Origin of the sequence: Achromobacter aegrifaciens, assembly GCF_902859735.1 — a bacterium.
Classification (GTDB): Bacteria; Pseudomonadota; Gammaproteobacteria; order Burkholderiales; family Burkholderiaceae_B; genus Achromobacter; species Achromobacter aegrifaciens.
The window spans coordinates 82,418-107,473 of the sequence record NZ_CADIJY010000013.1 but is presented as its reverse complement, the minus strand read 5'-3'; the positions used below and the strand labels follow the sequence as shown (position 1 = coordinate 107,473).

The window sequence follows — 25,056 nt, the reverse complement described above, 5'->3', positions numbered from 1 at the left end:
GTGGCCCTGTTGGCATGAGGCGCCCTGGCCTCAGGGAAACTCGAAGGTGAACTCCGCGCTGCCATCGGCGATGCCGGCCTTGACCGCTCCGTCGACCGGCGCCGTGCGGAGATAGTGGGCTCGCAGCATCAGCACGGCCTGGTCGCCGACGCGCTGCATGTCATACGCAGCGCCGAAGCGGACCGGGACTTTGCCGGTATCGTTGATCATGGCAATGCCTATGCCCTCGGCGGCTTCGGCGCCGGGCTTCAGGTTCAGCACATGGGGATCGGTGTTGGGGCCGTACTTGTCGGCAAAAGTAATGGTCGGCTTGGCCGAGGCGCTGCATTGGGTGAGCACGATGGAAAATTCCTTGGCTGGCGAGGTGGCTCCCGGTGTATGGAAGAGCGAGAGGGGCAGGTCTCCCAGCGAGACTGGGATCGTCCGGTAGGCGCCGACCTCGCATTTGTTGGGGACGATTACCCCCGTGCCACCGCCAATGCCGATGACGCCGGTGCCCTGGTAGGAAAACGGCAGACTGCCGCAGACGCCGGTAATGCCCGGTGTCCAGACGGGAAAGTTCTGGATGGCCTCGCCGTAGCCCACCGCGCCCTGCTGGTAGTTGACGGCATAGAGCATCAGCGTGATGTTGGGGTCCACGCCGGTCACTTTCAGTTCACCGCTGGGCAGGTTGGCCGCGGCGTCGGTCAGTACCAGGCGCTGGACGTACTCGGTGACGGTGGAGTTTTTCTGCGACGCGGACCCGGCGGTGTCGTAGTACACGGGACGCTTATCCATGACCACGGGCAGCGCGCCGGGTTTGATCCGTCTTTCGACGCCGTCCGCGCCCATGACGGATACCTGCAGCCCGATGCCGGGTACGTTTGTCTGCGCCGTGCCGTCGGCGGCCACGCCTGCGTTGGGACCCCACTGCGCCGCCGCAACCAATTCGTGGAGGACGCCTGCGCCCACGCCCGAGCCAAGCTGGAAATTGTTGAAAAGCCCGGCGCCCCGCTCGAACAGCACATCGCCAATCTGCGAGGAGCTGGTCAGCGGCGAGACTTCACGCCAGGGGCCGCCGGCCTGGTTCGACTGGCTGCAGTGGATGGCAGGGCGGTTCATGACCAGTTCGCCGCGAACCGGGGCGCACGGCAATGCCATCGCGGCGGCCAGCAGGAGGAGGGCGGCCCGTGCAGGCTTGTCGATCGCATGGGTGCGCGCGGGGATAGGGAGCTTGCTCATCAGGGTGTACTCCTGGATGCCGGGATCGGCTTGGACTCAGTTTGCGGCTGCGAGCGCTGCCGCGCCGTGGATCAGGTCGCCGGCGTCATCGGCGGCCTCGTAGCGCAGCGTGCTTGCGTGCGCCTGGGGTTGATGGCTGGCGGGTAGCGCGAACCGGGAGGTGGCGTACGGCGGCACGGTCAAACCGTCCAGGCGCTGTACGCCCGCCGCGGCGGGAAGCTCCAGCCGTGCCAGCGACACATGGAAAGGGGTGGGGTTGTGCGCTTCCAGCTGCCATGGCGCAGCGGCGTCTCCAGAGCGCCGGTACTTCCACGCGACTTGCGCCGGGGCCTCCCGAGGATCGCCTTGCAGCGCCGGCGGACGGAACAAGACCTTCATCCGCAGCCGGAACGACAACTGCAACTGGTTGCGGCGCGACGGCTGCAGCGAAGGGATTTCAAGGAAATTGATCCAGAACACCGATTCGCGGTCGCCCGGCAGGGGTTCGCCCGTGTAGCGCAGCTCCAGCGCCTTGCGCTCCCCGGCATCCAGCCGGTAGACCGGGGGCGTCAGCACGAAAGGGACGGGCAGCTTGCTGGGATCGGTGCGCGCCTGCGCTTGCTCCTGGTCCAGCCAGGTCTGCACCAGGATGGGCGTCTGCCCCGAGTTGCTGGTGCGTATCGTCAGCGACCTGGCTTGCGCTGGATAGATGAAGCGTGTGCCAACCACGGTCAGGTCCGCATGCGCCCAGGCTGCCATGCAGGCCATCAGCAGGCCGGCGGTCAGGCGCGGTGCGCATGCGCGCAGCAGGCCCATCATCGGCGCGCCAGCGGGCCGGGGCCCGTGGGCCTGCCGCCGTCCGCCGGCATCGGCGCGCAGGTGAGCGAAAGCTCATCGTAGCCCCGGGCGCGCTGCCGCGCGCGCTCGGGTAGGGCGTAGTCGATGGCGCAGCGCTGCTGCGGCCCCGGTCCCCACTGCACGATGACGCGGCCTTGATCCTGTTCCACTCGCATGACGATGCGGCTGCCCTGACCCACCGCGCCCACCGGCTTGCCGTCGGCGGCGTTCAGCACTTCCGCGCCAAAGGGCAGCGCGGCGCCGTCGGCCTGGCGGGCATCGATCAGTACCGGCCGGGCCACACGGGTCGGGTAGGACAGCAGCACGACTGCGCCGGCGCGCGGCGCCACGTTGCGCGAACTGGCCTGCAGCTCCACGTCGTCGGGGATGCCGCGCGGATCGATGTCGACGGTGTTGAGCTGGTAGGGGCTCAGGCTGGCGACGACGCCATAGCCGCGGGCGTCCAGGCGGTCGCCGCCGTAGCCGATCTGCGCGCCTTGCGCGTGGTCGGCGCGTACCAGCGCGACCGTTTCCCCCAGCGTCTGCGAGAAGGTCACTCCGCCAGCATGGACAAGCACGCCGCCCGACGCGTTCAGCGATGCCTGGCGGAAGCCCGCTCCCTGCGAAATACCCGCTCCCACCCAGGACTGCGGCAGGCGGTAGCCGATGTTTGCGCTTGCCGAGTTGGCGTTCTCGCGGCTGGCATGAGAGGCGGATACCGAATAGGTGCCTTGGTCGGACTCGCCCATCGAGCCCGCGACCGAGGTGGTGAAGTTGGCGCCGGCGCGGGAATCGGCGCTGTAGTAACTGTTGAGCATGGGAGCGCCGCGCTCGGCCCGGCCCAGGGGAATCGAAAGGTTCACGGTGACCAGTGTGGAGTTGTCGCGGCCGCCGCCCCGGTAGGAATTTCGGGTGGCCAGGTTTTGCATGCGCTGCACGCCGAAGGAATAGGAAATGTCGCGCCAACGGTTGCTGTAGCCCAGCGCGAAGTTGATGGTGTTGCCATGGCCTTGCCAGTATTGGATGGCCGACCCCGACAGATAGACGTTTCCGCCGTTGACGCCAAGCTGCTGGCTGATGTTGGCGTCGAGCCGTCCGCGCGTGCGGCCCACGTCGCCGAACCAGCGGTAGCGCTGTGGCGCGCCTTGCAGGGCGATGCTCTCGCGCAAGCCCACGAAGCCGCTGGTGGAATAGCGGTAGGCCAGGAGCGAAAAGTTGGTGCCGCTATTGGGCAGGTTCTTACTGTACGACAGGCGGTAGCTGGCGCCCGTCCGCGTGCCTTCGTCCGGAAGCTCGGCGCGGGATAGCGTGACGTCGGCCGCGAATGCGCCCAGCGCGGTGTTCACCGCGGCGCCGGCCAGCGCGGAACCATAGTGCCGGGTGAAAGCGAGACCGCCGTAACCCGTGTACATGTCGCCCAGCCCGCGCTTGAACGTGCCCTGCAGCAAGTACTGCGAACTGCTGCCCATGCCCAGATCTATCGCCCGCCCCGCCGTCAGGCTGTAGCGGCTGGTGCCGGGCCGCAGCAGTTGGACGGTGGTGGCGAAGGGCACGACGAAGCTGCGCGCGCTGCCGTCCGCCTCCACGATACGCACGTCCAGGTCGCCGCCATATCCCGCCGCCTGCAGGTCTTCGAGCGCGAAGGGGCCGGGCGCCACGGTGGTTTCGTAGACGAGGTAGCCACGCTGGTACACCGACACCTGGGCATTGCTGTTGGCCGTGCCGCGGACAACCGGGGTGTAGGAACGCAACGCGCTGGGCAGCATGCGTTCGTCGCTGGCCAGTTGCACGCCCCGGAACGATACGGAGTCGAACAGGTCGCCGTCGGTGGAGCTTTCTCCCATCAACAGCTGCGACTTCCACGCCGGTACGTCGGTCTTCAGATAGGTATAGCCGCGCTGATAGTTCGCGCCATGGCCCGGCGACCAGGTCGCGCTGCCGTAGTGGCGCAGCCGGAATGCGCCCACGTTGACGCCTGCATTCAGGCCCGCATAGCCACGCGTGGTGCGCGTGCCGCGGCTTTCAGAGGTGAAGAGGTTGCTGTTGTAGTTCAGCCGCGCCGCCGTCACGCCGAAGTCCCAGTTCGATGGATCCACGTAGGCGCCGGGCGTGGAGAGGCGCAGATAATACTTGGGCACGGTGAGATAGAGCTTCTGCTCGGCCACCTCCAATTTGACCTGCGCGCCGGGCACGTAGCGCGACAGCTCGCCGCAGGCTGCGGTCGAGGATAGCGCAAGCATGCCCTCGCCGCGCGCGGCCTTGTCGACGTCCAGGCCAAGGCGCGCCAGCAATGCGCTGTCATAGCACGGCGTGGCGCTGGCGCTGCCGGCCAGGAGGCGGAACGGGACCTCCTCCACGCCGCGCCACTGGCCGTTGACGTATACGTCCAGCTTGTGCCGGCCGGGCTCCATGAAGTTGCCGCGCTCGAAGCGGCTCGTGTCGATGGTCGTGCCGCCTGCGCCTTGGAACATCATCTGCGGGTCGAAGAACGCCTGCTTGCCTTGTGCGGGAGCGACCCAGACCGCCAGCGCGGCGGCAAGACCGGATGCGAGCCTTTCCGCCGCCTGGCGCCGATTCGCTGGACGAGCGGGGTCTGGCAAGCGGGGGCAAGCCCTTGCGTGTAGATTTTCCATCGGGACGTGTCAGCTCTGTGGTTCGCGGGCGCAAGCTGCGCCGCGCCTTTACTCGGTAACGGCCTGCTTTGTCTTCGTGGTTCCGCCGTAGTCGGTGATGACCTCGTACTCGACCGAGACCCGGCCCGCGGGTTTGGCCGCGCGGGACGGCAATTCGAAGCGCGCCTTGTCGAATGGCGCGACCATGCCGCCATCGAGCGCGGTGCGCTTGTCGCCTGCGACCAGATCGACGCTGGCGAAGGAGACGTAATAAGGCGTCGGGTTCGTAACTTCCAGCGCGCGTCCGCGCAGCCTCCAGCTCAACAGCGCCGGCGCGGCTTGAACGTGAGGACGCAGCGCGGCTGGCCTGAAGAAAACCTTGATGCGCGACCGGAACTGGAAGATCAGCACATTGGCTTCGTTCGGATCGCGCGGCGGCGTTTCCAACACGTTGAGATAGAACAGGCTCTCGCGATCGGCGGGCAGCGGCTCGCGGGTGTATGAGATCCTCAGCACCGCGCCGCTGTCCGGGTCCACCCGCACGACCGCTGGCGCCAGGACGAAAGGCACGCGCATGTCCGCCGGCGACCTGTCTGCATTGCCGTCGTCCAGCCAGCTCTGCGCCAGCACGGGACCGGCGCCCGCGTTGCGGATGGCCAGCGTCACGTCGCGGGAATCCGGCGAGATGACCAGGCGCGTGCTTTGCAGCACCAGTCCGGCCCGGACCGGTGTAGCCCAGGAACACAGGGTCATGGCGCAGACGGCAGCCAGGGATGAAACGATGCGCGCTATCGACGCCATGACCGGCCCGCGCTTAGTTGTAGGACAGCAGATACTTGATGCTCGACGCGCCGGAGCCAGCGCCCGCCGCGCCGCCGACCTCGACATACTTGGCGGCGTACTTCAGTTCCGCCGTCCCCGGATTGCCCGTGACCGTGGCGACCTGCGGCGTGGTTTCCGAACCGCCAATGGGAATGATGCCGGTGTTGCCGGTCGCGTTGTTGCGGATCTGGATCTCGACGTTGGGCGCGCGGTCGGCATCCAGCAGCGCCAGGTTGCCCGCTGGCGTGGCGTTGGTCGGGTCGAACATGATGCGGACCTTCCGGCCGTCGGTGCAGCCTGCTCCGCCCGCGAGATTCAGCTGGAACTCGGCTTCGACGGCATTGCCCAGGCCGACTTCCTCCGGCGTGGGCGTGCCCAGCTGCACTGTCTGCGTGTTGCCCAGGCCCGGGGTGTTGCCGTTGATGTCGCAACCGGGAGCGCGGATAACGCCCATGAAGTTGATGACGCCGTCAACCGCGTGGGCGGGCACCGGCGCGAGCACGGAGACCAGGGCTCCGGAGGCCAGGAGAGAGGCGACGAGACTGCGTTTCATGTTGTATTTCCTTTGAAGCTAGGCTTGCCCGCGGCGATCGAGACCGTCCCGGGCGCGGGTCGGACCGGGACGGTCCTTGCGCATCCGGAAGGCAGCGATCTTTTTGGGGATTCATGTAAGGCCCGACGCCGCGAATGCGGCGATATCCAGGCGGCTCGTACCCGTCGGTTGTGCGCTCGAATCTGCGCGGGCCGGCGAGTACGGATACTTTATGGCGCGGGGGCGGGAAATTTAGTCGGAAGACATCGATTTCCGCATCTGAGAAATACGAATTTGCGCAGGGTCGCGTTGATCGGGAGCCAACCGCCGCCATTGCAGCGTCGCGATTGGCGTTGTCGCTAGTTGGCGTTGTTCAGCGGATGGACGAAGGTGTAGCCCTGTCCATAGCTCGTGCGCAGCGGCAGCTCGATTCCCGCCATGCGCGCCCGTCGGCGTAGCCGCCCGACCACGCTGGAGACGATGGCGCGTTGCAGGTGGATGGGGCGGCTTGCCGCATCCGGCCACACTTCGCGGTGCAGATCCGCAATGCTGCAGTACTGGAAGTCATGCCCGCGCAGGCACGACAGCAGCGCAAATTCCTTGTTGCTCAACGCGATCTTGCCGGCGCTGTCAGGCGCGCGAAGCGTTTTCTCCGCTTCGATCAGGGCCCATTCCCGGACCGGCGTGACGCGGACTGTCGCGACTGTGCCGGTCAAGGCGCGCCGCTGCCGCGCCAGGGCGTCGGCGGCGGGGGTGGCTTCGCGCTGCAGGCGAGTACGCAATGCCGAGGACAGGCGTTCCAGGCTGCTCAGCGCCGCCAGCAGTTCGTCGATGCCCGCGTTCGAGGCCAGGCAGGCGTCGGCGCCGGCGCATATCAGTTCGGCCCGCGCATTGGAGGAATCGTTGGCGGTGATCATGACCACCAGTCCGGTGACGTAGGGGCCGCGCCGCGCGCCCAGCATGGCGGCCAGCCATTCGACGCTGCCGTGCATGACGACGTAGTGCAATCCGGGTTCGGCCAGCTGTTCCTGCAAGCGGAGCGCGGATTGGGTCAGGCACACCATCTGGGCACGGTCGCCCAGCCCTTGGACTAGCGTCGCCGCTGGCTCTACGGCTTCGACGCAGACATGGACGGTGTGGTTGAATGCGGGCTTTTTCATGATCGATGGCCTGTGGTTCGTGGAAGCTGGGAAGATCATTTGTATTCAAGCGTGAAGGTGGCGGTGCCGTTCGCCGCGCCGGCCGTCACCTGGTTTGCGGTCTGGTAGTAGCGGACGTGGAACGGCACGTCATAGACGCCGTCCTTGGACATGCCGACCAAGGCGCTGTCGCCGTACTTGACCGGCTGACGGTCCTTGTCCAGGAGCTGGATGCCGACGCCGGTGGCGGAATTGGCGTCGGGGCTCAAGGCGATCACGCCGGGCGCGCCTGACGCGTGGGGTTTTGCGTCCATGCGCAGGTAGACAGCGTTCAGTTCGGGTTTGGCCTCGCGGCAGTTCAGCTTGATGTTGAAGCGTTGTTCGGCTGCTGTGCTGCCGACCGAGCTGAACAGGTTCTTCCAGACCTTTCCCAGCTGTACGGGCGGAGTGGGAGCGGCGGTGCACGACGGAGTGACAATGGCCGTGGTCCTGCCGGTGAGTATCACTTTCAGGGAGTCCCCTGGCGCGTCCTGCGCGTACAGCGTGGCGTAAGTCCCTTCCTCCAGGGCTCCGTTGCCGGTGTCGGAGCTGATCTTGAAGAGCTGGACGTGAATCCAGCCCTTGTTGCCGATAGTCGTCTCCGTGCCTGTGCCGGAGAGGGACCAGGTCGTCGGGAAATAGAAGGTTCCGACGTGATCGCCCGGTCGCATTCCGATGCGTATGCCGATACCGGGAATGTTGGTGCGATAGATGTGGGTATCGTCTACGACCGTACCTTTGTGCAGGGACGCTAGCGCCTTTCCCCCTCCATCCTTGCAGACGAGGAGCGCGTTGCCTTTGTGGCTGATGGGGAATCGTCTGTCCGCGATCGGCACTACCCTGCTCGGTCCCTTTTCCGGCGGGACGACGATATTGCCCAAGGAGATGTTGATCACATTCCGGGCGATGCCTTCTCCCAGGGCGCACGCTGCCAGGCTTTGCGGCGCATATGCAACCAGCATCAACGCCATGCACGACAGTGCCAGCATGCCGGCAGCGCATCTTTTTTTCTTGATCCGAGAGTCTTTCATTTGTTTTTCATTCCTCAAGCTTGCAATCGCCAAGCCAGGCATCACAGGCACAGGTAGGCGACTTCGCGTATGGGAGCGGGGCGGTCCTCTTGCGGCAGGGTGTAGGACACACCACAGCTGTCGGCTGCGCCGCGGCCCCAGACGATGCGCATCGTTCCGGACTGCTGCGCGCCGGTCACGAAGGCTTGGCCGTCCGGTCCGACGATGCCGATTTCCTGGCCCGCCTCGTTGTCGATGCGCGCGCCGAACGGCACCACGCTGTTGTCCTTGCGGGTCAGCGTCAGCATCAGGCGATAGCCAACCACCGTCTCAAACCCGGCACGTATCACCGCGCCGCGAGTGGGGACCAGATTCACCGCCGCGTTCTTGACTTCGACGGTGTCGCCCAGGTCTGCGGTGAGCATGGCCAGACGGTTGGAACGGTACGGGCTCAGACTCGGCACGATGGCGTAGCCGCTGGCATCGGTGCTGACGCCTGGATGCGATTCAAAGCGCACGTTCTCCGCCGACGGAGCGTGCACCAGCGCCACGGTTTCACCCAGAGGCTGGCCGAACGTCACGCCGCCGGCATGGACGACGATGCCGCCTGACAGGCCCGCGTTGATCTGGTTGTAGTTGCGTCCCTGCGACGCGCCCAGGTCGAGGCGGCCGATCCTGGACAAGTAGTAGGCGTTGCCGGAGCTGTTGACGCCGTTCTGGTTGGAGGTCGCCGCAGTCAGGTTGTAGCTGAGCCGGTTGTCTTCGAACGCGGAGCCGGAAACGGTGGCCGCGTGGCTGGTCTCGCCATTGTTGCCGGTGGTCAGGGAGTAGTGGGCGCTGCTGCCCGAGGCGCCTAGCGGAATCGACATCGACAGCATGATCCGGCGGTCATTCGAACCGCTGCGGCCGGTGTTCATGTCGACGAAGACGTTGTAACTGACCTGTCTGTAGGAACCGGAGTATCCGACCTGGATCAGCCGCTCCTTTTGATTCGTCTGCCAGTACGACTGTTGGCGCGCCGAGGCGTAGACCGAACCCCAAGAGCCCAGCGACTGGCTTACCTCGAATCGTAGTTCGTTGCGGCGGCTGGGCATCTTGTAGCCCGGCTCGAAATCGTCGACGCCGGTCGCTTCCCGGAAGGTCCGGTAGCCGCTGGTGGAATAGCGATAGCCGGCGACTCGGAAGTTGGTGCCGATTTCGTCGAGGGATTTGGCATACAGGAAGCGCACGGACTGGCCCTGCGTTTTCAATCGCTCGGTGGAGGTGCGCGCGTGCGACAGGTCCAACGAAATCGCGCCGAAACTGCGCAGATTCTTGCCTACGCCCACGAGGGCGGATTGATAGATGCTGGCCGCGGTGATGCCGCCATACAACGAGAATTCCTGGCCCAGGCCGCGCGCGATCGTGCCTTGCACAAAGGTGGGTTCACGCTCGTCGGAGCCGGAGGCGCTGCGATAGCGTCCGGCGGTGGCGCTATAGCGCCAGGTGCCTTCGCGCAACAGCGTTGGCACGGAGGCATAGGCCTGCACGTAACGGGTCTGGCGCCCGTCCGACTCCGTAATGGTGACTTCCAGGTCGCCGCCGGAGGACGACGGGTACAGGTCGTCCAGCACGAACGCGCCGGGCGCGACATAGGCGTTGTAGACGATGTAGCCGTTCTGCCTGACAGTGACGAGCGCATTGGTCTGGGCGATGCCGCGTATGGTCGGCGCGTAGCCCTGCATGCTGTCCGGCAGCATGGAGTCGTCCGAGGAGATCTGCACGCCGCGGAATGGCACGCTATCGAAAAAGTTGCCCGGCGTGTTGCCGTCGCCAAGTAGCAATTGGCCGTTGATCGAGCGCAGGTCGCGCTGCAGATTGGTTTCCAGCGACTGCCATTCACCGCGACCGTTGGTGCCGCGGTTGTAGTTGGAGGCGTGGCGCAGGCGCCAGTCGCCGAAGTTCAAGCCACCGCGCAATCCGGCGTAGGCCGCGTAGGGCGATTCGGCGCCGCGGTTGGAGGAGTTGCCTCCGCCCTGGCGCGACATATTGAGCTGATAGTCCAGCAGGGCCGAGGTGATGCCCTTGTCCCAGCGCGACGGGTCGACTGAATCTCGCGCCGCGCGCTTGAGCGCGGCCTGCGGAATGCTCAGATACAGCCGTTGCTTGCCGCCATCGAAATTCACGGCGGCGTCTTGCACCAGCGCGGGCAGGTCCACGCAGGCGCCGTCCGCGCCGGCGGATTCGGGCAGCGCGGCCATGTTGACGCCCCAGTTCTCCAATTGGCCGCGGGTCAGGCAGACCGAGGGCTGCTTGAGGCCCTCCTGGACTTCGACGATGATTCGGCTCGCGCCCATGGACTGATCGTTGACGAACACGTCGGCCAGGTACTCGCCCGGCAGCACGCTATTGCCGAAACTGAAGATGGACAAGTCTGCCTGCGGCTGGTCTCCGCCCGTACCCAGGAATTCCTGATTGAAGACCGTGCCCGCCGGCTCGGCGGCCTGAGCGGAAAAGGAAGCCAGGCCCAGCAACAGCGATGCCAATGCCGCGAAAGGGGGCATGCGACCCTGCGATACGCCATTCATTGCATGAGCTCCGGGCATTAACGGCTTGCGGCAGGCGCGACGGGCTCGGCCTTGACGTGGACCGGAACTTGGGCGCTGGGTACGCGGACTCTTTCCTCGGGGGTCTCGGCGCCGTAGTCGTTGATGGTCGTGAACACGACGTCCACGTCCCTGGGCGCGGACATCCCGGACAAGGGGTACTCCAGGGTGCCGCCGGGCGACACCATGCCGCCGTTGATCTCCTGCTGGCCGCCATTGACGTTCAGCGTGGCGAAGGTGACGTGATAGGCGGACGGATTTGCAATCTTGAGCACGGCGCCTCTGCCGCCGGCGGCGACCGCCCACTGCAACTGCTGACGCTGTTCGCCGGGTTTGCCCGCCAGGCCCGACGGCCGGTAGAACAGTTTGATGCGGGTGCGCACCGCGATCTGCAGTACGTTTTCATCCTGGCTCTTTTCCGGGATTTCCTTGACGTTGAGCCAGAACACCGATTCGCGGTCGAGAGGCAGATTGCCGGCCAGGCGCAGTATGCGCAGCACGTTTTCCTGGCCTGGGTCCAGCCGCGACAGCGGCGGGCTTGCCACGAACGGCGCCTTGGCAGCGCCTTCGCCTGCATCGATCCAGGCCTGCACGACGTAAGGGGACACGCCAGTGTTCTTGACGGGAATGGAGGACTCGCGGTCCTTCTCGTTGAAAATGACGCGGGTGCCGCCGACCAGCACGCCGGCTGCCGCATTGGCGTGGGCCAGCGTGGCCGCCAGGGCGAAAATCATGAAGGGCCGCGCCTTGTGCACGAACCGTTGCGCGATGTCTTTCAGCATGGGGATCTCGATGTTGTGCTCGCAAGCCATCGGGTTCTCGTGGAACCGCCTGCTGCGAGTAGGCTTGCGGCCAGCCCCGCTTTTGAGGGGCTGGCGGTCCGGCAAAGCGGCGTTACTTGTAGTTCACCGTGAACTGCGCGGTGGCGTTGGCGGGGCCGACGGTGACGGTGTTGGCGGTCGACACATAAACGGCGCCGAACTTCAGATTGTTGGTGCCGGCGCGCAGCGTGTATTCGGGGGACTCCGCTCCCAGCTTGATTTTTTTCTGGGTGGAATCGCGCAGCTCGACGGCCACGCCGGTGGCGCTGCCCAGTTCGCCGATACCGATCGCCAGTGTGTCCGTGTTGATCGTGTCTGCGGTGCCGGTGAACGTCACGCTGGCGCCCTTGGCCGTGGCGCTGCAATTGGCCAGCTGGAGTTCGAATTGCGCGGGCGTCGAGTACTTGCCCACGGCGCCGTCCAGGGTGGTCCGGGACACTTTCCCAAGCGGGACGACCAGGTTGGTTGCCTGGGGCGAGACATCGCACGGGGCATCGACGATTTCGCCAATGAAGTTAATGCGGCCGTCCTCAGCCAGGGCGGTTTGGGAAACTGCGGCTGCCGTGGCGAGCAGGGCAAACTTGATAATGATGTTCTTGTTCATGGAAGTGAATATCCTGAGTCGATTAATAATCAAAAGCGCCGCCTGGGGATTACTGAAAGCAGAGGGCGACCGACTTGCGAAATGCTTTATTTCGGTTTTCAGGAATCAACTTCCGTGCGATTCAGTTGTTATCAAAATTCAATTCGAACAATTGATAAAAGGACGCAGCCGGATAATTCATTCGCCTGCTCCTCCGAATCCCGTATTCCGCATTTCGTCGGCAACTGAAAATTAATAGAATCGGAATTCTGAATTTGTAGGAATTCTCCCTTCTTGTTGTATGAAATTTCATATGAAAACGACAATTGGCGATTCTTTCCAATAATTGCCAACCTTGGCGAAATGAGGCGGTTTTATTGGTCCTATTTGGTATTTTTTGGGCCGTGATTTGGAAGCAACGTTACGCGGAATTTATGGGGCCGGCGACGCGTGCGGAGGGGTGGCGCGATGCCTTCTGCGATAAAATCGCCGTTGCGCAGCGCATATCAAATTCAGCCATAGGCACGACCATCGACAATCTCCAGATGAAGCCTGAAGTTTTTGCTAGCGCTATACGACGCGGCAATGCCGTTCGAATCAGGATGGCAATTGGGGCGGCCGCGATTCTTGTTGTCGTGCTATGTGCGCTGAGCGCGCCGACCATCGCCGCCTCGCTGCAGCAACAGCTTGCATCTGCTGCGATCCTCTCCTGGGCCTTGAACGGCGTCTTGTTTCTGGCCGTGCTATGGGTCCTGCTGGCACTGAAAGGCACGGCGAATAAAAGCCACGATCTGCTGGCGCATTTGAGGCAAGCCGCGCGCTTGATCGCCGCGGCGCCTGTGGACATGGTTATTCGGGAAAAATCGCTGCGTCTGGTCGGGCTCAGCGATGGCATGCGGCGCTTTTCGGACATCGTCATCAGGAACGGATGGGCCAGGCCCGAGCACATCGATCTGGGATTCCTCTCCGGCGCAGAGAAGGATCAGATTCAGGTGCCGCCCGAAGTTGCCGTCATCGTGCGCGAGTTCCAGGCCGCGGTGGCTACCGGCGAACCGCGCTCTTATGACTACAGCCAGGAGCTGCCAGGAGCCGCCGGAATCCGGGCGGCAATCCAGGCCCAGATTTTTCCTCTGTTTGGCGCTGAAGATCAGGTCATAGGCGTTTTCGCCAAGGGCATGTACTTCCTGGGCCATAGCCAGTCGTTGGAGGATTCGGCAAGCGCACGTGGCCGGGCAGAACGCATCAATGACATGAAAACGCGGTTCCTGGCGGCGGTCAGCCGCGATGTGCGCAATCCCTTGAACGCCATGGCGGGCCTGTTGGAAATGGCGTCGCTTGACGCGGCGATGCCGCGGCAGTCGAAAGAAATGTTGGCGACCGTTCGCTTGTCTACGCGGTCCCTGCTCCAGTTGATTCCGTCCATCGTCGATACGCGCAGAATGGAGACCGGCGATCTGGCATGCGCGCGCGTATCCCATTCGCTGCGCAGGGTGGTAGCCGACGTGGTTGCGCTGTTCGCTCCCAGCGCCTACGAAAAGGGCATAAGCCTGACGCTGGAGGTGGCTCCCGGGGTCGCCGCCAGCCACATGGCGGACGCTCAGGGGTTGAATCAGTTGCTCAACAATTTCCTGTCCAACGCCATCCGATTCACGGAACGGGGCGGCGTCCGGATACATCTGGACGCCGCCCCGGTGGAAGATGGCCGGCAATGGGTCTCGCTGTCGGTCATCGATACCGGCAGCGGCATTGATCCGCACATACAGCAGAAGCTGTCGGCCTCCCGCTACGAAGCCGGGCTGAGCGCCTCGCCCGATGGCGCCGGGCTGGGCTTGCACTACTGTCGGCAGATCGTGCATCGCGTTGGCGGAACCATCCGCATCTCCAGCGTCGTGGGCGAGGGTACGCACGTCCATGTCCGCGTGCCGCTGATGCTCGGATCCGGCGAGCGGCGCGACCCGTCGCAAGAGACCGTGCTCGGAATGGCTCAGCGACCCGCCACCGGGTTGCGGACGCTTGTGGTTGAAAGCCAGGCCGCCAACCGCCTGCTGTTGAAAGGCCAATTGGAATTCCTCGGCCATGCCGTCCAGACGGCGGAGGATGGCGCGCAGGGCTTGGCGCTTGCCAGAGCAGGCAGGTTCGACCTGGTGGTCTGCGATGGCATGATGCCGGACATGGACGGGGCAGAGTTCACCCGGGCGCTGCGTGCCGGCGCGGGCGAGTGCGCCACCGTTCCCGTGCTCGGATACACGGCCGACGCGCGCCGGGAAGACCATGAGGCGGGTTTGCAGGCTGGCATGAACGCGGTGCTGGTCAAGCCTGCGGATCTGCGCGCGCTGGAAGCCGCCGTCGCTTCCTGCCTGCCGGCGGCCTGCGTCGCGAGCGGACGTGCACGGGATGGAGCGCCATAGTGGTCCATCGCGAGGCAGACTCCATACTCACGCTTTCCGTATTCCTGAATCTGGCGCTGGCTGCGGCGCTGGTCTTGATGCTGGTCTGGCTCGCGGTGCGCATGCGCAGCGCCAGGTCGCCGCGCGGCGAACTGGCCCGGCTGGCGCGCCTGGCGGATACGCTACCCGCCGGGATTTTCATCCGCGATCTGGATTTGAATCTGGTGACGCGCAATGACGCGCTCAGGGAGTACGCCGCTACATGCCGCAGCGAGGGCTGGAGCCGCCCTCTGCATGTTCCGCTGGAGTCCCTGTCCGCGCCGGACTCGGGCAGCGAACCGCCGCCCAACCTGAACGAGATAATCGACGATTATCGTCAAGTGCTGGCCGGCGGTGAAACCCTGGTCCGCGAACATCCGTTCGAGCATGATCCTACGTGTGGGGTAGCCGCTTGGGCCGCGCCGTTGCGCGGAGAGGACGGCGCCATCATCGGGTTGATCGGGGGCAGCGCACGCTTTCGTGGCTTTCCCGACATGCTGCGGGACGTGTCGACAACTCGGCTCAATATGGAAAGGGCCAACCTGATGAAATCAACGTATCTTGCGTTCATCAGCCATGAACTCCGCACCCCCCTGAACGCGATTATCGGCATGCTTGAACTGATGCTGGCGCGCGGGGGACTCGTCAGCGAGACGTATGAAAGACTTGCCGTGTCGCGCCAGTCGGCGCAATCGCTGTTGTCCCTGATCAGCGGCCTGATCGACATATCCAAGCTGGAAACCGGTCACTTTCAACTGCGACGGCAGAACGTCGATCTGCGCGCGCTGGCGGCCGACACGCTGGCATCATTTCGGGGCGCTGCCCAAGAAAAAGGCCTGCAGTTGACCCTGGACATCGGCCGCGACATTGCCGAGCGTCATTTCTCGGATCCCGTTCGCCTGAAGCAACTGCTGGATAAGCTGTTGTCCAATGCGGTCCGCTTCACGGGGCATGGCCGTATCGATGTCGCGCTGAGCGCCGGGGCCGCCACGGAAGAGGTGCAGTGGATCACGCTGTGCGTCGCGGACACCGGCCCCGGGATTGCCGAGGATATCCAGGCCAGACTGGCTGCCCCGCACTTTGAACACGTGGTCGGGGAGCAAGGCGTCACCATCGGACTGGGGCTGTCCATATGCAACGAACTGACGCGCTTGATGGGGGGCTCCATGGAAATTTTCAGTACGGCCGGGCAGGGCGCCAGAATATCGGTGCGCTTGCCTTTGGCGCTGCCGCCTTCGGAAAATGCCGCCGTGGCAGCGGCTCCTGCGCCAACGGTGGCCGACGCCGGCGGCCTGCGCATACTCGTCATCGACGACCATGAGGCCAACCGGCTGCTGCTCAAGCATCAGTTGCGGATGTTGAAGCATTCCGCGCAATTCGCGCAGAACGGCGCGGCGGGTCTGGCCTTGGCCGAACGGATGGAGTTTGATCTGATCATCTGCGATTGCGTCATGCCCGTCATGGACGGCAATGCATTTACTGCTGCCTTGAGAGCCGGCGGCGGCGTGAATGCGGCCACGCCCGTGCTGGGCTATACCGCAAGCGAACTTGAACTCGATCTGGCGTCCGGCGCGCGAGCCAGCATGAACGCCGTGCTGATCAAGCCGGTAGACCTGCAGACGCTGCAGTCGTTCATCCTCGCGCATGCCAGGCGGCCGCTGGCCAGCGTGCCCAAGATCCACTGAAGGGAGGCCGCATGTCGACTGTCTTGATTGTTGATGACCATCCCGCGTTTCGGTTGGTTCTGAGAACGCAGATTGCGCTTTTGCCCAGCGCCAGCCGGATACTGGAGGCGGACAACGGGGTCGATACGCTGGCGCTGGCCCGCAGCGAGCGCCCTGATCTCATCGTGCTGGACCTGGACATGCCGAAAATGGGCGGCCTGGAAGCCATATCCAGAATCCTTGCCATCAATCCGGACTTGCGGATACTGGTGGTGTCGGCGCATGATCCGTCGGTCTTCGCGTCGCGCGTGGCCGAACTCGGCGCCTGCGGCTACGCTAGCAAGCGGCTGGAGATCAAGGAACTGATCCGTTGCATCGAGTCCGTGCTGGCTGGCTACCGCGTGTTTCCGAATTCGGCCAAGACGGCAGGCCAGGTGGATGTGGCGGATGCCTACCAGAAGAAACTTGAACTGCTGTCCAATAAGGAGATGGTCGTCACGCAGATGCTGGCCCAAGGATTGAGCAATAAGGAGATCGGTGACGCGCTATTCATCAGCAATAAGACGGTCAGCACGCACAAGACCAGGATAATGACCAAATTGCAGATCGGTTCCCTGGTTGAATTAGTCGATTTCGCCAGAAAATCGAAAATATCGATGTGAATTTCTCATAGGGCATATTTCCGCGTGCAGAACCCAGCGGCTTCGGCCATGCATCCCGAGCAGGAAAACTCGCAGATCCAGGCGGTGGCGGTGCTGCGGGATGAACTGCTTTCCAAGGTAGGCAACGACCTGGACATTGCCGCCGAGCTGGCGCATAGCCTGCACGTCAACCACAGGAAGGACGTCGATGCCTTGCTGCTGGCGATCGAACAGGAGCAGTGGGCGGAGGTCAAGCGGTATGCGCACCGGATTCTGAACACCGCGCAATTGCTGGGCTGCAGCGCCTTGGTTGAACTTTGCCTGCGCGTTGAGGCGATGCTCGGCAGGAAGGATGGCCAGGCGCGTGGGGAACTGTTGGCCGACTATGTCCCGGTCGTCAAAAATTTGAGTGCAGTCCTGGAGCGAGTGAACCGCACATTCTGAATCCTCCTACATTTTTCGCTCTCGAAGCGCCGTAGAGTGGCTGTATGTGAATTTCCTTCCCCAGTCCACCAGGAATGATGTATGAAACGCGCTGCAGCGCAATGCCAGCAACTTGGCGACCACGAAGTCATGTCGATGGCATGGCGAGGCGATGGCTTGAGCGTCGCCCTACAGCCGCAATTCAACCTGATGAACGGCGAAATGGTCGCCGCGGAATGTCTGGCTCGTTGGAAGCATCCGACCATGGGCGATATCGGACCCGCCGATTTCGTTCCCGCCGTCCATCGACTGGGCCTGGACCTGCTTTTTTTTGAGCAGATCTGCCGCCTGGCGGTCGCCGCAGCGCAGGCGCTGCAGGAAGAGGGAATCGACGTGCCGTTGGCGATCAACGCCTCGGCCTCAACCTTGTCGAGCCATGATGCGGTCGACGTCCTGGCGCGTCACGCCGCCGCGGCGAACATTCCGTTGACGCGCTTCCGGATCGAGCTGACAGAAGACCAGCCCATCACTCGCCTCGAGATGCTGCGGAAGTCCTTGAAGAAATTTGCGAAGGCCGGTTGCCAGGTCAGCATGGACGATTTTGGAACGGGCTATGCTTCGCTGCAGCTCTTGAACGCGTTGCCCATCGCCGAACTGAAGATAGACGGACGCTTCGTGCGCCGCATCCGCCGCGACCGGAAAGCGCGGGAAATCACGCGCCTGTCGGTGTTGCTGGGGGAGCGGCTCGGCCTGCGCGTGATCGCCGAAGGCATCGAAAGCGCGCCGGACATCGCTCTGCTCCAGTCCATGGGATGCAGCCACGGGCAGGGCTATGTGCTGTCGCCGCCCGTCGTGTTGTCCGAGTTCATCGAGAGCCGGAAGCGGTAGCCTCACCTGATGCGAAATTCCTGTGAAAATACCAACTTCCAGGGATATGCGGTTTCGCGCGGCTGAGACATAGTTCAGGCTGGGCAATTCCGCCCGCTCTCATCCGATGACCGCCCACATGCTTGCTTCCGAGTCGACCCTGCCTGCCCCGGTGCTGCTGGTGGAGGACGAACCCCTGATCTGCCGCCGGCTGGAAGGCCTGCTGCTGCAGCTTGGCTATGCGCCGGAGGCGCTGGTGTTTGCCGCCACGCTGGCGCAGGCGCGCGAGCAACTCGCCAGCCAGCCGTTTGCGCTGGCTCTGGTCGATCTGGGCCTGCCCGACGGCAACGGCACCGATTTGATCGCCGAGATGCACGCGGAGGATTCCAGCCTGGCGATCCTCGTGATTTCGGCATGGAGCACGGAAGACGCGATTCTTGCCGCGCTGCGCGCGGGCGCCACGGGCTATGTGCTCAAGGAACGAGACGACCTGGAGGTGTCCCTGTCCATCCGCAGCGTGCTGCGGGGCGGGGCGCCTATCGATCCCTTCGTGGCCCGACGCATCATCGAAGAACTGCGCCCCAGGCGGGCCGAACGCGCCGACGAGGCTGCGGGCGATTCCGTCGAAACCCTGAGTCCGCGCGAAAGCCAGATCCTGCGGTTGGTGTCCGAGGGACTGGGCAACCGCGAGATCGCCGAGGAACTGCATCTGTCGCGCTACACCGTCGAATGCCACGTCAAGCACATCTACCGCAAGCTCGCGGTCTCCTCGCGCACGCGTGCCATACACGCGGCGCGCACGCGCGGCTTGCTCGATTGAAGTGGCTGGCCGTCCTGTGGTTGGCGCTATGGCTGGCGCCGGCGTGGGCCCAGGAGCCCGCTGACGCCTGTACGGCGCAGGTGCTGTCGGTACAGGTTGCCAAGGGCGGCGACGATGGCAGGCGTCCGGAGCCGGCGCAATGGCAGGCGGTCGAACTGCCCGACGACTGGAGCGCGCGTTGGCCGGGCTACAGCGGTACCGCCTGGTACCGGATTGGCTGGACGCGCAATTGCGCCGGCACGGCGTCCGGACAGGTGGCCTTGGCGCTGGAATCCATCGTCATGGCGGGTGAGGTCTATATCAATGACGAACGGATCTGGAGCGATCCGCACCTGACAGAGCCGCTGTCGCGCAGCTGGAACGTGCCGCGTTACTGGGTGATTCCCGACGCCCTGCTGCATCCGGGCGAGAACACCTTGTGGATCCGCGTGGTCGGCGTGGCGGGGCAGACGCCCGGCCTGGGGCCGGTGCGTCTGGGCGGACAGTGGACGGTGTTGCAGCAGTACGAAGACCTGTGGTGGCGCAACCGCACGTTGTTCACGCTCAACCTGATCGTCTCGGGCGTCCTGGGCGGCCTGTGCTTCTTCATCTGGCTCATGCGGCGCGAACAGCGCGCCTTTGGCTGGTACGCGCTGATGGCCCTGTTCTGGGTGCTGTTCATTGCCAACGTGCTGGTGACCAGTCCCTGGCCGTTCCCCGACAGCCTGACGGCGGCTCGGGCCAACATCATGGTGCTGGTGCTGTACGTGGCCTGCTTCTGCGTCTTTACATGGCGCTTTGGCGACCAGTCCTTGCCGCGCATCGAGAAGGCGCTATGGCTGCTGGCGGCCGTGCTGCTGGCGGCGATGGCCTTCGTGCCGCAGGGGCATCTGCCGCAAGTGCAGCTGAGCGTGGTGCTGATCGTGTCGGCGATTTTCTTCGCCAATTGCCTGCAATTTCCGTTTCACGCGCTGCGCACCCGCCGGCCAGAGCACGCCATGCTGGCGGCATGCCTGCTGGCCTTCTTCGCTGCCTGCGCCCACGATCTGCTGCTGATGCTGAGGCTTATCGACGGCGAGGCCACCTACACGCCTTTCACCAGCGTGGTGGTCACGCTATGCATGTCCGCAGTGCTGGGGCTGCGCCATGCGCGCAGCGTGCGCCGCATCGAGCGCTTCAACCAGGAGCTGGCCAGCGGCATCGAGCAGGCGCGCACCGAACTCGCCACCACGCTGGAGCGCGAGCATGCGCTGGCGCTGACGAATGCCCGGCTGCAGGACCGGCTGCAGATCGCGCACGATCTGCACGACGGGCTGGGAGGCTCCCTGGTCCGCATGATGGCCGTGGTGGAGCAGGCCAGCGCGCCGCTGCACAGCCAGCAGTTTCTTTCCATGCTCAAGCTGTTGCGCGATGATCTGCGGCAGACCATAGACAGCGGTTCCAGCGCGGGCGTTACGGTGCCGGCCACGCCGCGGGAATGGATAGCGCCGTTGCGCCACCGTTTCATGCAGCTGTTCGACGAGCTGGACATCAGCGCCACCTGGCGGGTGCCCGAGCTATGGCGCACGCCGCCCAGCGCCCTGCAGTGCATGGCGCTGACGCGGCTGGTTGAGGAATCGCTGGTGAACGTGCTCAAGCACAGCCGCGCCCGGCGCGTGGAACTGGAACTGCGGCAGTCCGAATCCGACCGTCTGGAGCTGCGCATCGAGGATGACGGCGTCGGTTTCGACGTGGCCGCGGTGCTGCGCGCGGGCATCAGCGTGGGCATGCGCAGCATGCACGCCCGCATCGCCCGGGTAGGGGGCGAGCTGGACGTTGCGTCGCAGCCGGGGCGCACTGCGCTGACCGCCACGCTGGGGCTGCGCACGCCTCAGGCTTGAAGGCCGGCTATTTGGCGGTGTTCTCGTCGTCCACCGTCAGTCCGCCGCTTTTCATGATGCTCTGGGCGATCTCCTCGGCGGACTTTCCGGCAAAACCGTGTTCCCCCGCGGTAATGCGGAAGCTGTCGCCTTCCAGCGGGCTTTGCAGCGTGGCGGAAGACAACAGCACGCCGCCCGACCGCAGCTGGATGCGTTTGCCCACGCGGTCGCGGGTGAAGTCGGCAAGGGCCTGGCGGCTTTCGGGCTTGAGTTCGACGTCTACCGTCCTGGCGGAGGTTTGCGGGTCGGCGCCGGCGGTGGCGCGCGCCACCTGCAGCACGACGGTCTCTGCGTAGGCCGCGCCGGGCAGCAACAGCGCAAGCGCGGCCGCGCGGGCGAGTTGTCTCATTGATGGCATGGCAAGCTCCTTCTGATGGACATCCTGGCCTGGTCCCTTCGCAGGGCCTGGGCGGGTTCCTACATCCTAGCGCATGTCTCGCTGGCGATCGTCTGCGCAAATCGGACAAGCACGAGCGCGCAATGGGCGCTATGCTTCGCGGCGCGAAGTTCAGCGCGGCAACCGCCGTGCGATCCATACGAAGAGAGTCGAAACATGTCCAACGTTACCGCCGGCGCCACGCCGCTTGCCGAGCTCTACCAACATGTGATCCAGGAAGAGCTGGGTCTGGTCGCCCGGATCGACGAAGAGGGCGATGTCCTGTTCCGCCATCCCGAACTGGGCACCCTGTATTTCAGCCTGAGCGCCGACGATCCCGAATTCCTGCGCCTGGTCTATCCGTCCTTCGCCGATGCGACCGATCTGGGCATGGGGCGCGCCGAGCTGCTGGAGATCATCAATACGGTCAACAACCGTTGCAAGGCGGTGAAGCTGTACATCACGCAGAGCAGCGGCGATGTGGTCACGAACCGCGTTTCGGCCGCGATCGAGAGCTTTGTGGCTGCACCCGACGCGCTGCCCTCGGAGGCCTTGCTGCGCGGCATAGTCGCGCGTTGCCTGTCGGCGATCCGCCACAGCGCCGCCGAGACGCTGCGGGAAGCCGGCGTGCTGAAGCCGGCAGACGAAAGCGCGCATTGATACGGCGGCCCGATCCCGGCCTGGGCCGGGTCTAACGAAGGAGAGTCTCATGGCAGTGCGTGGAGTCTGGCTTGCGGCCGGCTTGTTGTTGAGCGGTATCGCTCACGCGGGATCGGCGCCGGCAGAATTGAGCTGCATATCCGAAAGCGGCAAGGTCGCGCTGGAAGGCACGATCCCCTCGTCCTCATCGGACGAAATGAAGCTGAAGCTGAGCTATGCGGACGGCAGCCTGGCGTTCGACTCGGACGCGAACCAGAGCTATGTCGTGGCGGACTTTCCGCAGGCCGTGTTCACGCTGGTGGTGGCGGCCCAAGGCCAGCCGCTCACGCTGTACGCGATACCGTCCAGCATGGCGGTCAAGCGGGAAAGCAATGGCGACGCCGCTGGCAAATTCCAGGCCAAGCTGACGGCTCCACGGCCCCGCAGCGTGTCGGGGGTGCAGGCCGATACTCCGCTGAAAGCTACCCTCAACTGCGACTACCGGTACTCGCTGTAAGGTTGGACGGTAGCTGACTGGCGGTGCCCAGCCCCTTTCTCCAGATGACTGGACATCTGGAGAAAGGGGCTTTTTCATGTCTGAAGCCTGAGGATAGGCGCCGATATGCACCTGCTGTGAGCAGATCGATACGCATGAATTGTTGTTATTGCGCTGCATTCTGGCCTTGTGAACCGGTCAAATTTCACAAAATTGACATTTTTCTGAATAAATTCTGACTATTTGTTGAACGTAAAAATAAGAATGAATATCATTGGCGCTCTTAAAAAACCAAGATCGCGCTGATAGCGCAGCCGCCGCGGGGCGGCTTCTGACAGAGTCCAATGAACAAAGCAGATACATCGACGGCCCCTGCCAAGGCCGGTGGGAATACTTCGGCCTCCATTTATGCAGCGATGTGCGGCGCGCTGATGTCGCCGGGCCTGGCCCTGGCGCAGGGCAGCGTGGCGCCAGGCGCCGTACACGAACTGTCGCCGGTGCACGTGCAGGGGCAGGCGGTCAGCGATGGCTACGAAGCCAACATCGCGTCCTCTCCGAAGATGACGGCGCCTCTGCTGGACACGCCGCGTTCGGTCACCGTGATCACTGAACAGCTGATGCGCGACCGCGCGGCGACCTCGCTCATGGATGTGTTGCGCACCGCCCCGGGCATCACCTTTGGCGCGGGCGAGGGCGGCACGCCCACCGGCGACCGCCCATTCGTGCGCGGCTACGAGGCCAGCACCGACATGATGGTTGACGGCATGCGCGACCTGGGCCGTTTCTCGCACGAGACCTTCAACCTGGAGTCGGTCGAGATCCTGAAGGGCCCAAGCTCCGCCTATTCAGGCCGCGGTTCGACCGGCGGCAGCATCAACCTGGTCAGCAAGAGCCCCAAGCTGGAGAATTTCGCCGAAGGCACGGTCGGCGTGGGCACCGACGACAACTGGCGCCTGACCGGCGACGGCAACTGGGCGCTGGGCGAGAGCTCGGCATTCCGCCTGAATTTCATGAAACAGGGTGGGGACATCCCGGGCCGCGACCATGTCGAAACCGATCGCTGGGGCGTGGCGCCCTCATTCTCCTGGGGCCTGGGCACGCCGACGCAGGTCACGCTCAGCTACTACCATCTGCAGAACGACGACACGCCCGACCTGGGCATTCCGTTCAAGAACGAGTCGCGCCCGGATCGCGTCACGCCGCCCAAGGTGGACCGCAACAACTACTACGGCCTGATCGGCCGCGACTATCGCAAGAACCAGGCCGACATGACCACCCTGATGGTCGAGCACAAGTTCAGCGACAAGCTGAAGCTGCGCAACGGTACGCGCTATAGCGAGTCCACCAACGAATACGTGATGACCCGACCGTCCTTCGACAATTGCGCGGCGCGTGTGGGTGGCAGGCCCAACCCCGCCTATGGCGTGGCGCCCTGCTCGAACGAAGCGGACGGCGTGAAGATGAGCAAGGCCCTGCGCAGCCTGAACCAGACCAACCGCTCCTTCATCAACCAGACCGACATGTTCGGTGAATTCACCGCCGGCGGCCTGCGTCACAGCTATGTGGCCGGCCTGGAGTTCAGCACCGAGACGATCAGCAAGCGCGACGGCGTGCCCTCGGGCGGCTTCGACAAGACCCTGCAGGACGACCTGTACAACCCCAATCCCCGCCAGCCGTATACCGGCAGCCTGAGCTGGGGGCCGCGCTACGACGCTGCCAAGACCATCACGCGCGCGGCCTACGTGTTCGACACGGTCAAGTTCAGCGAGCAATGGGAAGCCAACGCCGGCCTGCGCTACGACAATTACCGCGTGACCAGCGGCAACGTCGAGCGTACCGACAATATGTGGAACTACCAGCTGGGCCTGGTCTACAAGCCCGCGCCCAATGGCAGCATCTACGTGTCCTACGGCACCTCGTCCAACCCGTCCGGCGAAACGGCAGGCCAGTCAGGCGGCGCCGACGGCGCGGCAGGCGGCCGCCTGACCGCGGGCACCGCGGCACTGGCGCCTGAAAAGAGCCGCAGCATCGAACTGGGCACCAAGTGGGACGTGTTCGACGAGCGCCTGTCGCTGACGGCAGCGGTGTTCGAAACCCGCAAGACCGATGCCCGCAGCTCCGATCCCATCACCGGAGACGTGACGCTGTCCGGCAGCAACCGCGTGCGCGGCATCGAGCTGGGCGTGGCGGGATCCATCACGCCCAAGTGGCAGGTCTGGGGCGGCTACAGCTACATGGACCCCAAGGTCACCAGCTACCAGAGCGGCGGCACCGACTACAGCGGCAATCAGATGAAATTCATCGCCCGCCAGAGCGCCAGCCTGTGGACGACCTACAAGTTCCTGCCGGAGCTGACGGTGGGCGCGGGTGCCACCTACACCGGCAAGCGTTACGTGGACGACGCCAACGTCTATCAGTTGCCGTCCTACTGGCGCTACGACGCGATGGCGGCTTATCAGTTCAACAAGAACTTCGGCCTGCAGCTGAACCTGAACAACCTGACCGACGAGACCATCTACGAGGCTTCGCACGTGGGGCTGTTCAGCTATGTGGCGCCGGGCCGCTCGGCGATGCTGACCGCCACGTTCCGCTATAACTGACGCGCAATACGCCAGCGCCGCAGCCG

21 protein-coding genes are annotated in these 25,056 nt (G+C 64.4%); 10 read left to right on the top strand and 11 right to left on the bottom strand.

What is annotated here, in order from left to right; translation table 11 throughout:
* Positions 1-30: 30 nt before the first annotated feature.
* The 10 genes from HV766_RS25255 to HV766_RS25210 form a co-directional block, all read right to left on the bottom strand.
* Positions 31-1,221 carry a fimbrial protein gene (locus HV766_RS25255; RefSeq protein ID WP_175182043.1) on the bottom strand — a complete coding sequence of 397 codons (1,191 nt, stop codon included), beginning with the start codon at positions 1,219-1,221 and terminating at the stop codon, positions 31-33.
* A gap of 36 nt (positions 1,222-1,257) precedes the next feature.
* Positions 1,258-2,019, bottom strand: coding sequence for a fimbrial biogenesis chaperone (locus tag HV766_RS25250; protein WP_225596922.1), 762 nt, complete (start codon positions 2,017-2,019; stop codon positions 1,258-1,260).
* Positions 2,016-4,637 carry a fimbria/pilus outer membrane usher protein gene (locus HV766_RS25245; RefSeq protein WP_175182042.1) on the bottom strand — a complete coding sequence of 874 codons (2,622 nt, stop codon included), beginning with the start codon at positions 4,635-4,637 and terminating at the stop codon, positions 2,016-2,018. The genes HV766_RS25250 and HV766_RS25245 overlap by 4 nt, the downstream gene beginning before the upstream one ends.
* Positions 4,638-4,718: 81 nt before the next feature.
* On the bottom strand, positions 4,719-5,450 hold the full coding sequence (locus tag HV766_RS25240) for a fimbrial biogenesis chaperone (RefSeq protein ID WP_254593357.1): 732 nt from the start codon (positions 5,448-5,450) through the stop codon (positions 4,719-4,721).
* A 13-nt stretch (positions 5,451-5,463) separates the two neighbouring features.
* Complete coding sequence (locus HV766_RS25235; RefSeq protein ID WP_175182041.1) at positions 5,464-6,024, bottom strand: fimbrial protein; 561 nt, start codon at positions 6,022-6,024, stop codon at positions 5,464-5,466.
* Between the two features lie 338 nt (positions 6,025-6,362).
* Positions 6,363-7,163, bottom strand: coding sequence for a winged helix-turn-helix domain-containing protein (locus HV766_RS25230; protein ID WP_119450217.1), 801 nt, complete (start codon positions 7,161-7,163; stop codon positions 6,363-6,365).
* 35 nt (positions 7,164-7,198) lie between these two features.
* On the bottom strand, positions 7,199-8,212 hold the full coding sequence (locus HV766_RS25225; RefSeq protein WP_175182040.1) for a fimbrial protein: 1,014 nt from the start codon (positions 8,210-8,212) through the stop codon (positions 7,199-7,201).
* A 41-nt stretch (positions 8,213-8,253) separates the two neighbouring features.
* On the bottom strand, positions 8,254-10,758 hold the full coding sequence (locus tag HV766_RS25220) for a fimbria/pilus outer membrane usher protein (protein WP_175182039.1): 2,505 nt from the start codon (positions 10,756-10,758) through the stop codon (positions 8,254-8,256).
* A 17-nt stretch (positions 10,759-10,775) separates the two neighbouring features.
* On the bottom strand, positions 10,776-11,588 hold the full coding sequence (locus tag HV766_RS25215; RefSeq protein ID WP_175182038.1) for a fimbrial biogenesis chaperone: 813 nt from the start codon (positions 11,586-11,588) through the stop codon (positions 10,776-10,778).
* 82 nt (positions 11,589-11,670) lie between these two features.
* A complete protein-coding gene (locus HV766_RS25210; protein WP_054457685.1) occupies positions 11,671-12,201 on the bottom strand; it encodes a fimbrial protein in 531 nt (176 codons plus the stop codon).
* Between the two features lie 305 nt (positions 12,202-12,506).
* Here HV766_RS25210 and HV766_RS25205 point away from each other — a divergent pair, with 305 nt between their 5' ends.
* The 7 genes from HV766_RS25205 to HV766_RS25175 all read left to right on the top strand — a co-directional run bounded on the left by HV766_RS25205 (position 12,507) and on the right by HV766_RS25175 (position 20,880).
* The gene (locus tag HV766_RS25205) at positions 12,507-14,588 is read left to right on the top strand and encodes a hybrid sensor histidine kinase/response regulator (RefSeq protein ID WP_175182037.1); all 2,082 of its coding nucleotides are present in this window, start codon (positions 12,507-12,509) and stop codon (positions 14,586-14,588) included.
* A 77-nt stretch (positions 14,589-14,665) separates the two neighbouring features.
* The gene (locus HV766_RS25200; RefSeq protein ID WP_254593359.1) at positions 14,666-16,291 is read left to right on the top strand and encodes a PAS domain-containing hybrid sensor histidine kinase/response regulator; all 1,626 of its coding nucleotides are present in this window, start codon (positions 14,666-14,668) and stop codon (positions 16,289-16,291) included.
* An 11-nt stretch (positions 16,292-16,302) separates the two neighbouring features.
* Positions 16,303-16,932, top strand: a complete 630-nt coding sequence (locus HV766_RS25195) for a response regulator transcription factor (RefSeq protein ID WP_054457682.1) — start codon at positions 16,303-16,305, stop codon at positions 16,930-16,932.
* A 48-nt stretch (positions 16,933-16,980) separates the two neighbouring features.
* Positions 16,981-17,355, top strand: coding sequence for an Hpt domain-containing protein (locus tag HV766_RS25190; RefSeq protein ID WP_175182035.1), 375 nt, complete (start codon positions 16,981-16,983; stop codon positions 17,353-17,355).
* An 81-nt stretch (positions 17,356-17,436) separates the two neighbouring features.
* The gene (locus HV766_RS25185) at positions 17,437-18,222 is read left to right on the top strand and encodes an EAL domain-containing protein (RefSeq protein ID WP_054457680.1); all 786 of its coding nucleotides are present in this window, start codon (positions 17,437-17,439) and stop codon (positions 18,220-18,222) included.
* Positions 18,223-18,328: 106 nt separating this feature from the next.
* A complete protein-coding gene (locus tag HV766_RS25180; protein WP_054457679.1) occupies positions 18,329-19,021 on the top strand; it encodes a LuxR C-terminal-related transcriptional regulator in 693 nt (230 codons plus the stop codon).
* The gene (locus tag HV766_RS25175; RefSeq protein WP_119450225.1) at positions 19,018-20,880 is read left to right on the top strand and encodes a sensor histidine kinase; all 1,863 of its coding nucleotides are present in this window, start codon (positions 19,018-19,020) and stop codon (positions 20,878-20,880) included. The genes HV766_RS25180 and HV766_RS25175 overlap by 4 nt, the downstream gene beginning before the upstream one ends.
* A gap of 7 nt (positions 20,881-20,887) precedes the next feature.
* Here the strand turns inward: HV766_RS25175 and HV766_RS25170 are convergent, their stop codons facing one another.
* Positions 20,888-21,277 (bottom strand): SecDF P1 head subdomain-containing protein, encoded by a 390-nt coding sequence (locus HV766_RS25170; RefSeq protein ID WP_054457677.1) that lies wholly within the window; start codon positions 21,275-21,277, stop codon positions 20,888-20,890.
* Between the two features lie 195 nt (positions 21,278-21,472).
* Between HV766_RS25170 and HV766_RS25165 the strand changes: the two genes are divergently transcribed.
* The 3 genes from HV766_RS25165 (at position 21,473) to HV766_RS25155 (ending at position 25,030) form a co-directional block, all read left to right on the top strand.
* Positions 21,473-21,955 (top strand): hypothetical protein, encoded by a 483-nt coding sequence (locus HV766_RS25165; protein ID WP_054457676.1) that lies wholly within the window; start codon positions 21,473-21,475, stop codon positions 21,953-21,955.
* A 49-nt stretch (positions 21,956-22,004) separates the two neighbouring features.
* Entirely contained in the window at positions 22,005-22,451 is a 447-nt protein-coding gene (locus tag HV766_RS25160; RefSeq protein ID WP_175182034.1) for a hypothetical protein, read from the top strand.
* A 323-nt stretch (positions 22,452-22,774) separates the two neighbouring features.
* Positions 22,775-25,030, top strand: coding sequence for a TonB-dependent receptor (locus HV766_RS25155; RefSeq protein WP_175182033.1), 2,256 nt, complete (start codon positions 22,775-22,777; stop codon positions 25,028-25,030).
* Positions 25,031-25,056 lie beyond the last annotated feature (26 nt).

What these genes read in the sequence shown, in the direction of transcription:
- HV766_RS25255 (WP_175182043.1), bottom strand. Translation starts at nt 1,221, where the DNA reads ATGAGCAAGCTCCCTATCCCCGCGCGCACCCATGCGATCGACAAGCCT.
- HV766_RS25250 (WP_225596922.1), bottom strand. Translation starts at nt 2,019, where the DNA reads ATGATGGGCCTGCTGCGCGCATGCGCACCGCGCCTGACCGCCGGCCTG.
- HV766_RS25240 (WP_254593357.1), bottom strand. Translation starts at nt 5,450, where the DNA reads ATGGCGTCGATAGCGCGCATCGTTTCATCCCTGGCTGCCGTCTGCGCC.
- HV766_RS25235 (WP_175182041.1), bottom strand. Translation starts at nt 6,024, where the DNA reads ATGAAACGCAGTCTCGTCGCCTCTCTCCTGGCCTCCGGAGCCCTGGTC.
- HV766_RS25230 (WP_119450217.1), bottom strand. Translation starts at nt 7,163, where the DNA reads ATGAAAAAGCCCGCATTCAACCACACCGTCCATGTCTGCGTCGAAGCC.
- HV766_RS25225 (WP_175182040.1), bottom strand. Translation starts at nt 8,212, where the DNA reads ATGAAAGACTCTCGGATCAAGAAAAAAAGATGCGCTGCCGGCATGCTG.
- HV766_RS25220 (WP_175182039.1), bottom strand. Translation starts at nt 10,758, where the DNA reads ATGAATGGCGTATCGCAGGGTCGCATGCCCCCTTTCGCGGCATTGGCA.
- HV766_RS25215 (WP_175182038.1), bottom strand. Translation starts at nt 11,588, where the DNA reads ATGGCTTGCGAGCACAACATCGAGATCCCCATGCTGAAAGACATCGCG.
- HV766_RS25210 (WP_054457685.1), bottom strand. Translation starts at nt 12,201, where the DNA reads ATGAACAAGAACATCATTATCAAGTTTGCCCTGCTCGCCACGGCAGCC.
- HV766_RS25200 (WP_254593359.1), top strand. Translation starts at nt 14,666, where the DNA reads ATGCTGGTCTGGCTCGCGGTGCGCATGCGCAGCGCCAGGTCGCCGCGC.
- HV766_RS25195 (WP_054457682.1), top strand. Translation starts at nt 16,303, where the DNA reads ATGTCGACTGTCTTGATTGTTGATGACCATCCCGCGTTTCGGTTGGTT.
- HV766_RS25190 (WP_175182035.1), top strand. Translation starts at nt 16,981, where the DNA reads ATGCATCCCGAGCAGGAAAACTCGCAGATCCAGGCGGTGGCGGTGCTG.
- HV766_RS25185 (WP_054457680.1), top strand. Translation starts at nt 17,437, where the DNA reads ATGAAACGCGCTGCAGCGCAATGCCAGCAACTTGGCGACCACGAAGTC.
- HV766_RS25180 (WP_054457679.1), top strand. Translation starts at nt 18,329, where the DNA reads ATGACCGCCCACATGCTTGCTTCCGAGTCGACCCTGCCTGCCCCGGTG.
- HV766_RS25170 (WP_054457677.1), bottom strand. Translation starts at nt 21,277, where the DNA reads ATGCCATCAATGAGACAACTCGCCCGCGCGGCCGCGCTTGCGCTGTTG.
- HV766_RS25165 (WP_054457676.1), top strand. Translation starts at nt 21,473, where the DNA reads ATGTCCAACGTTACCGCCGGCGCCACGCCGCTTGCCGAGCTCTACCAA.
- HV766_RS25160 (WP_175182034.1), top strand. Translation starts at nt 22,005, where the DNA reads ATGGCAGTGCGTGGAGTCTGGCTTGCGGCCGGCTTGTTGTTGAGCGGT.
- HV766_RS25155 (WP_175182033.1), top strand. Translation starts at nt 22,775, where the DNA reads ATGAACAAAGCAGATACATCGACGGCCCCTGCCAAGGCCGGTGGGAAT.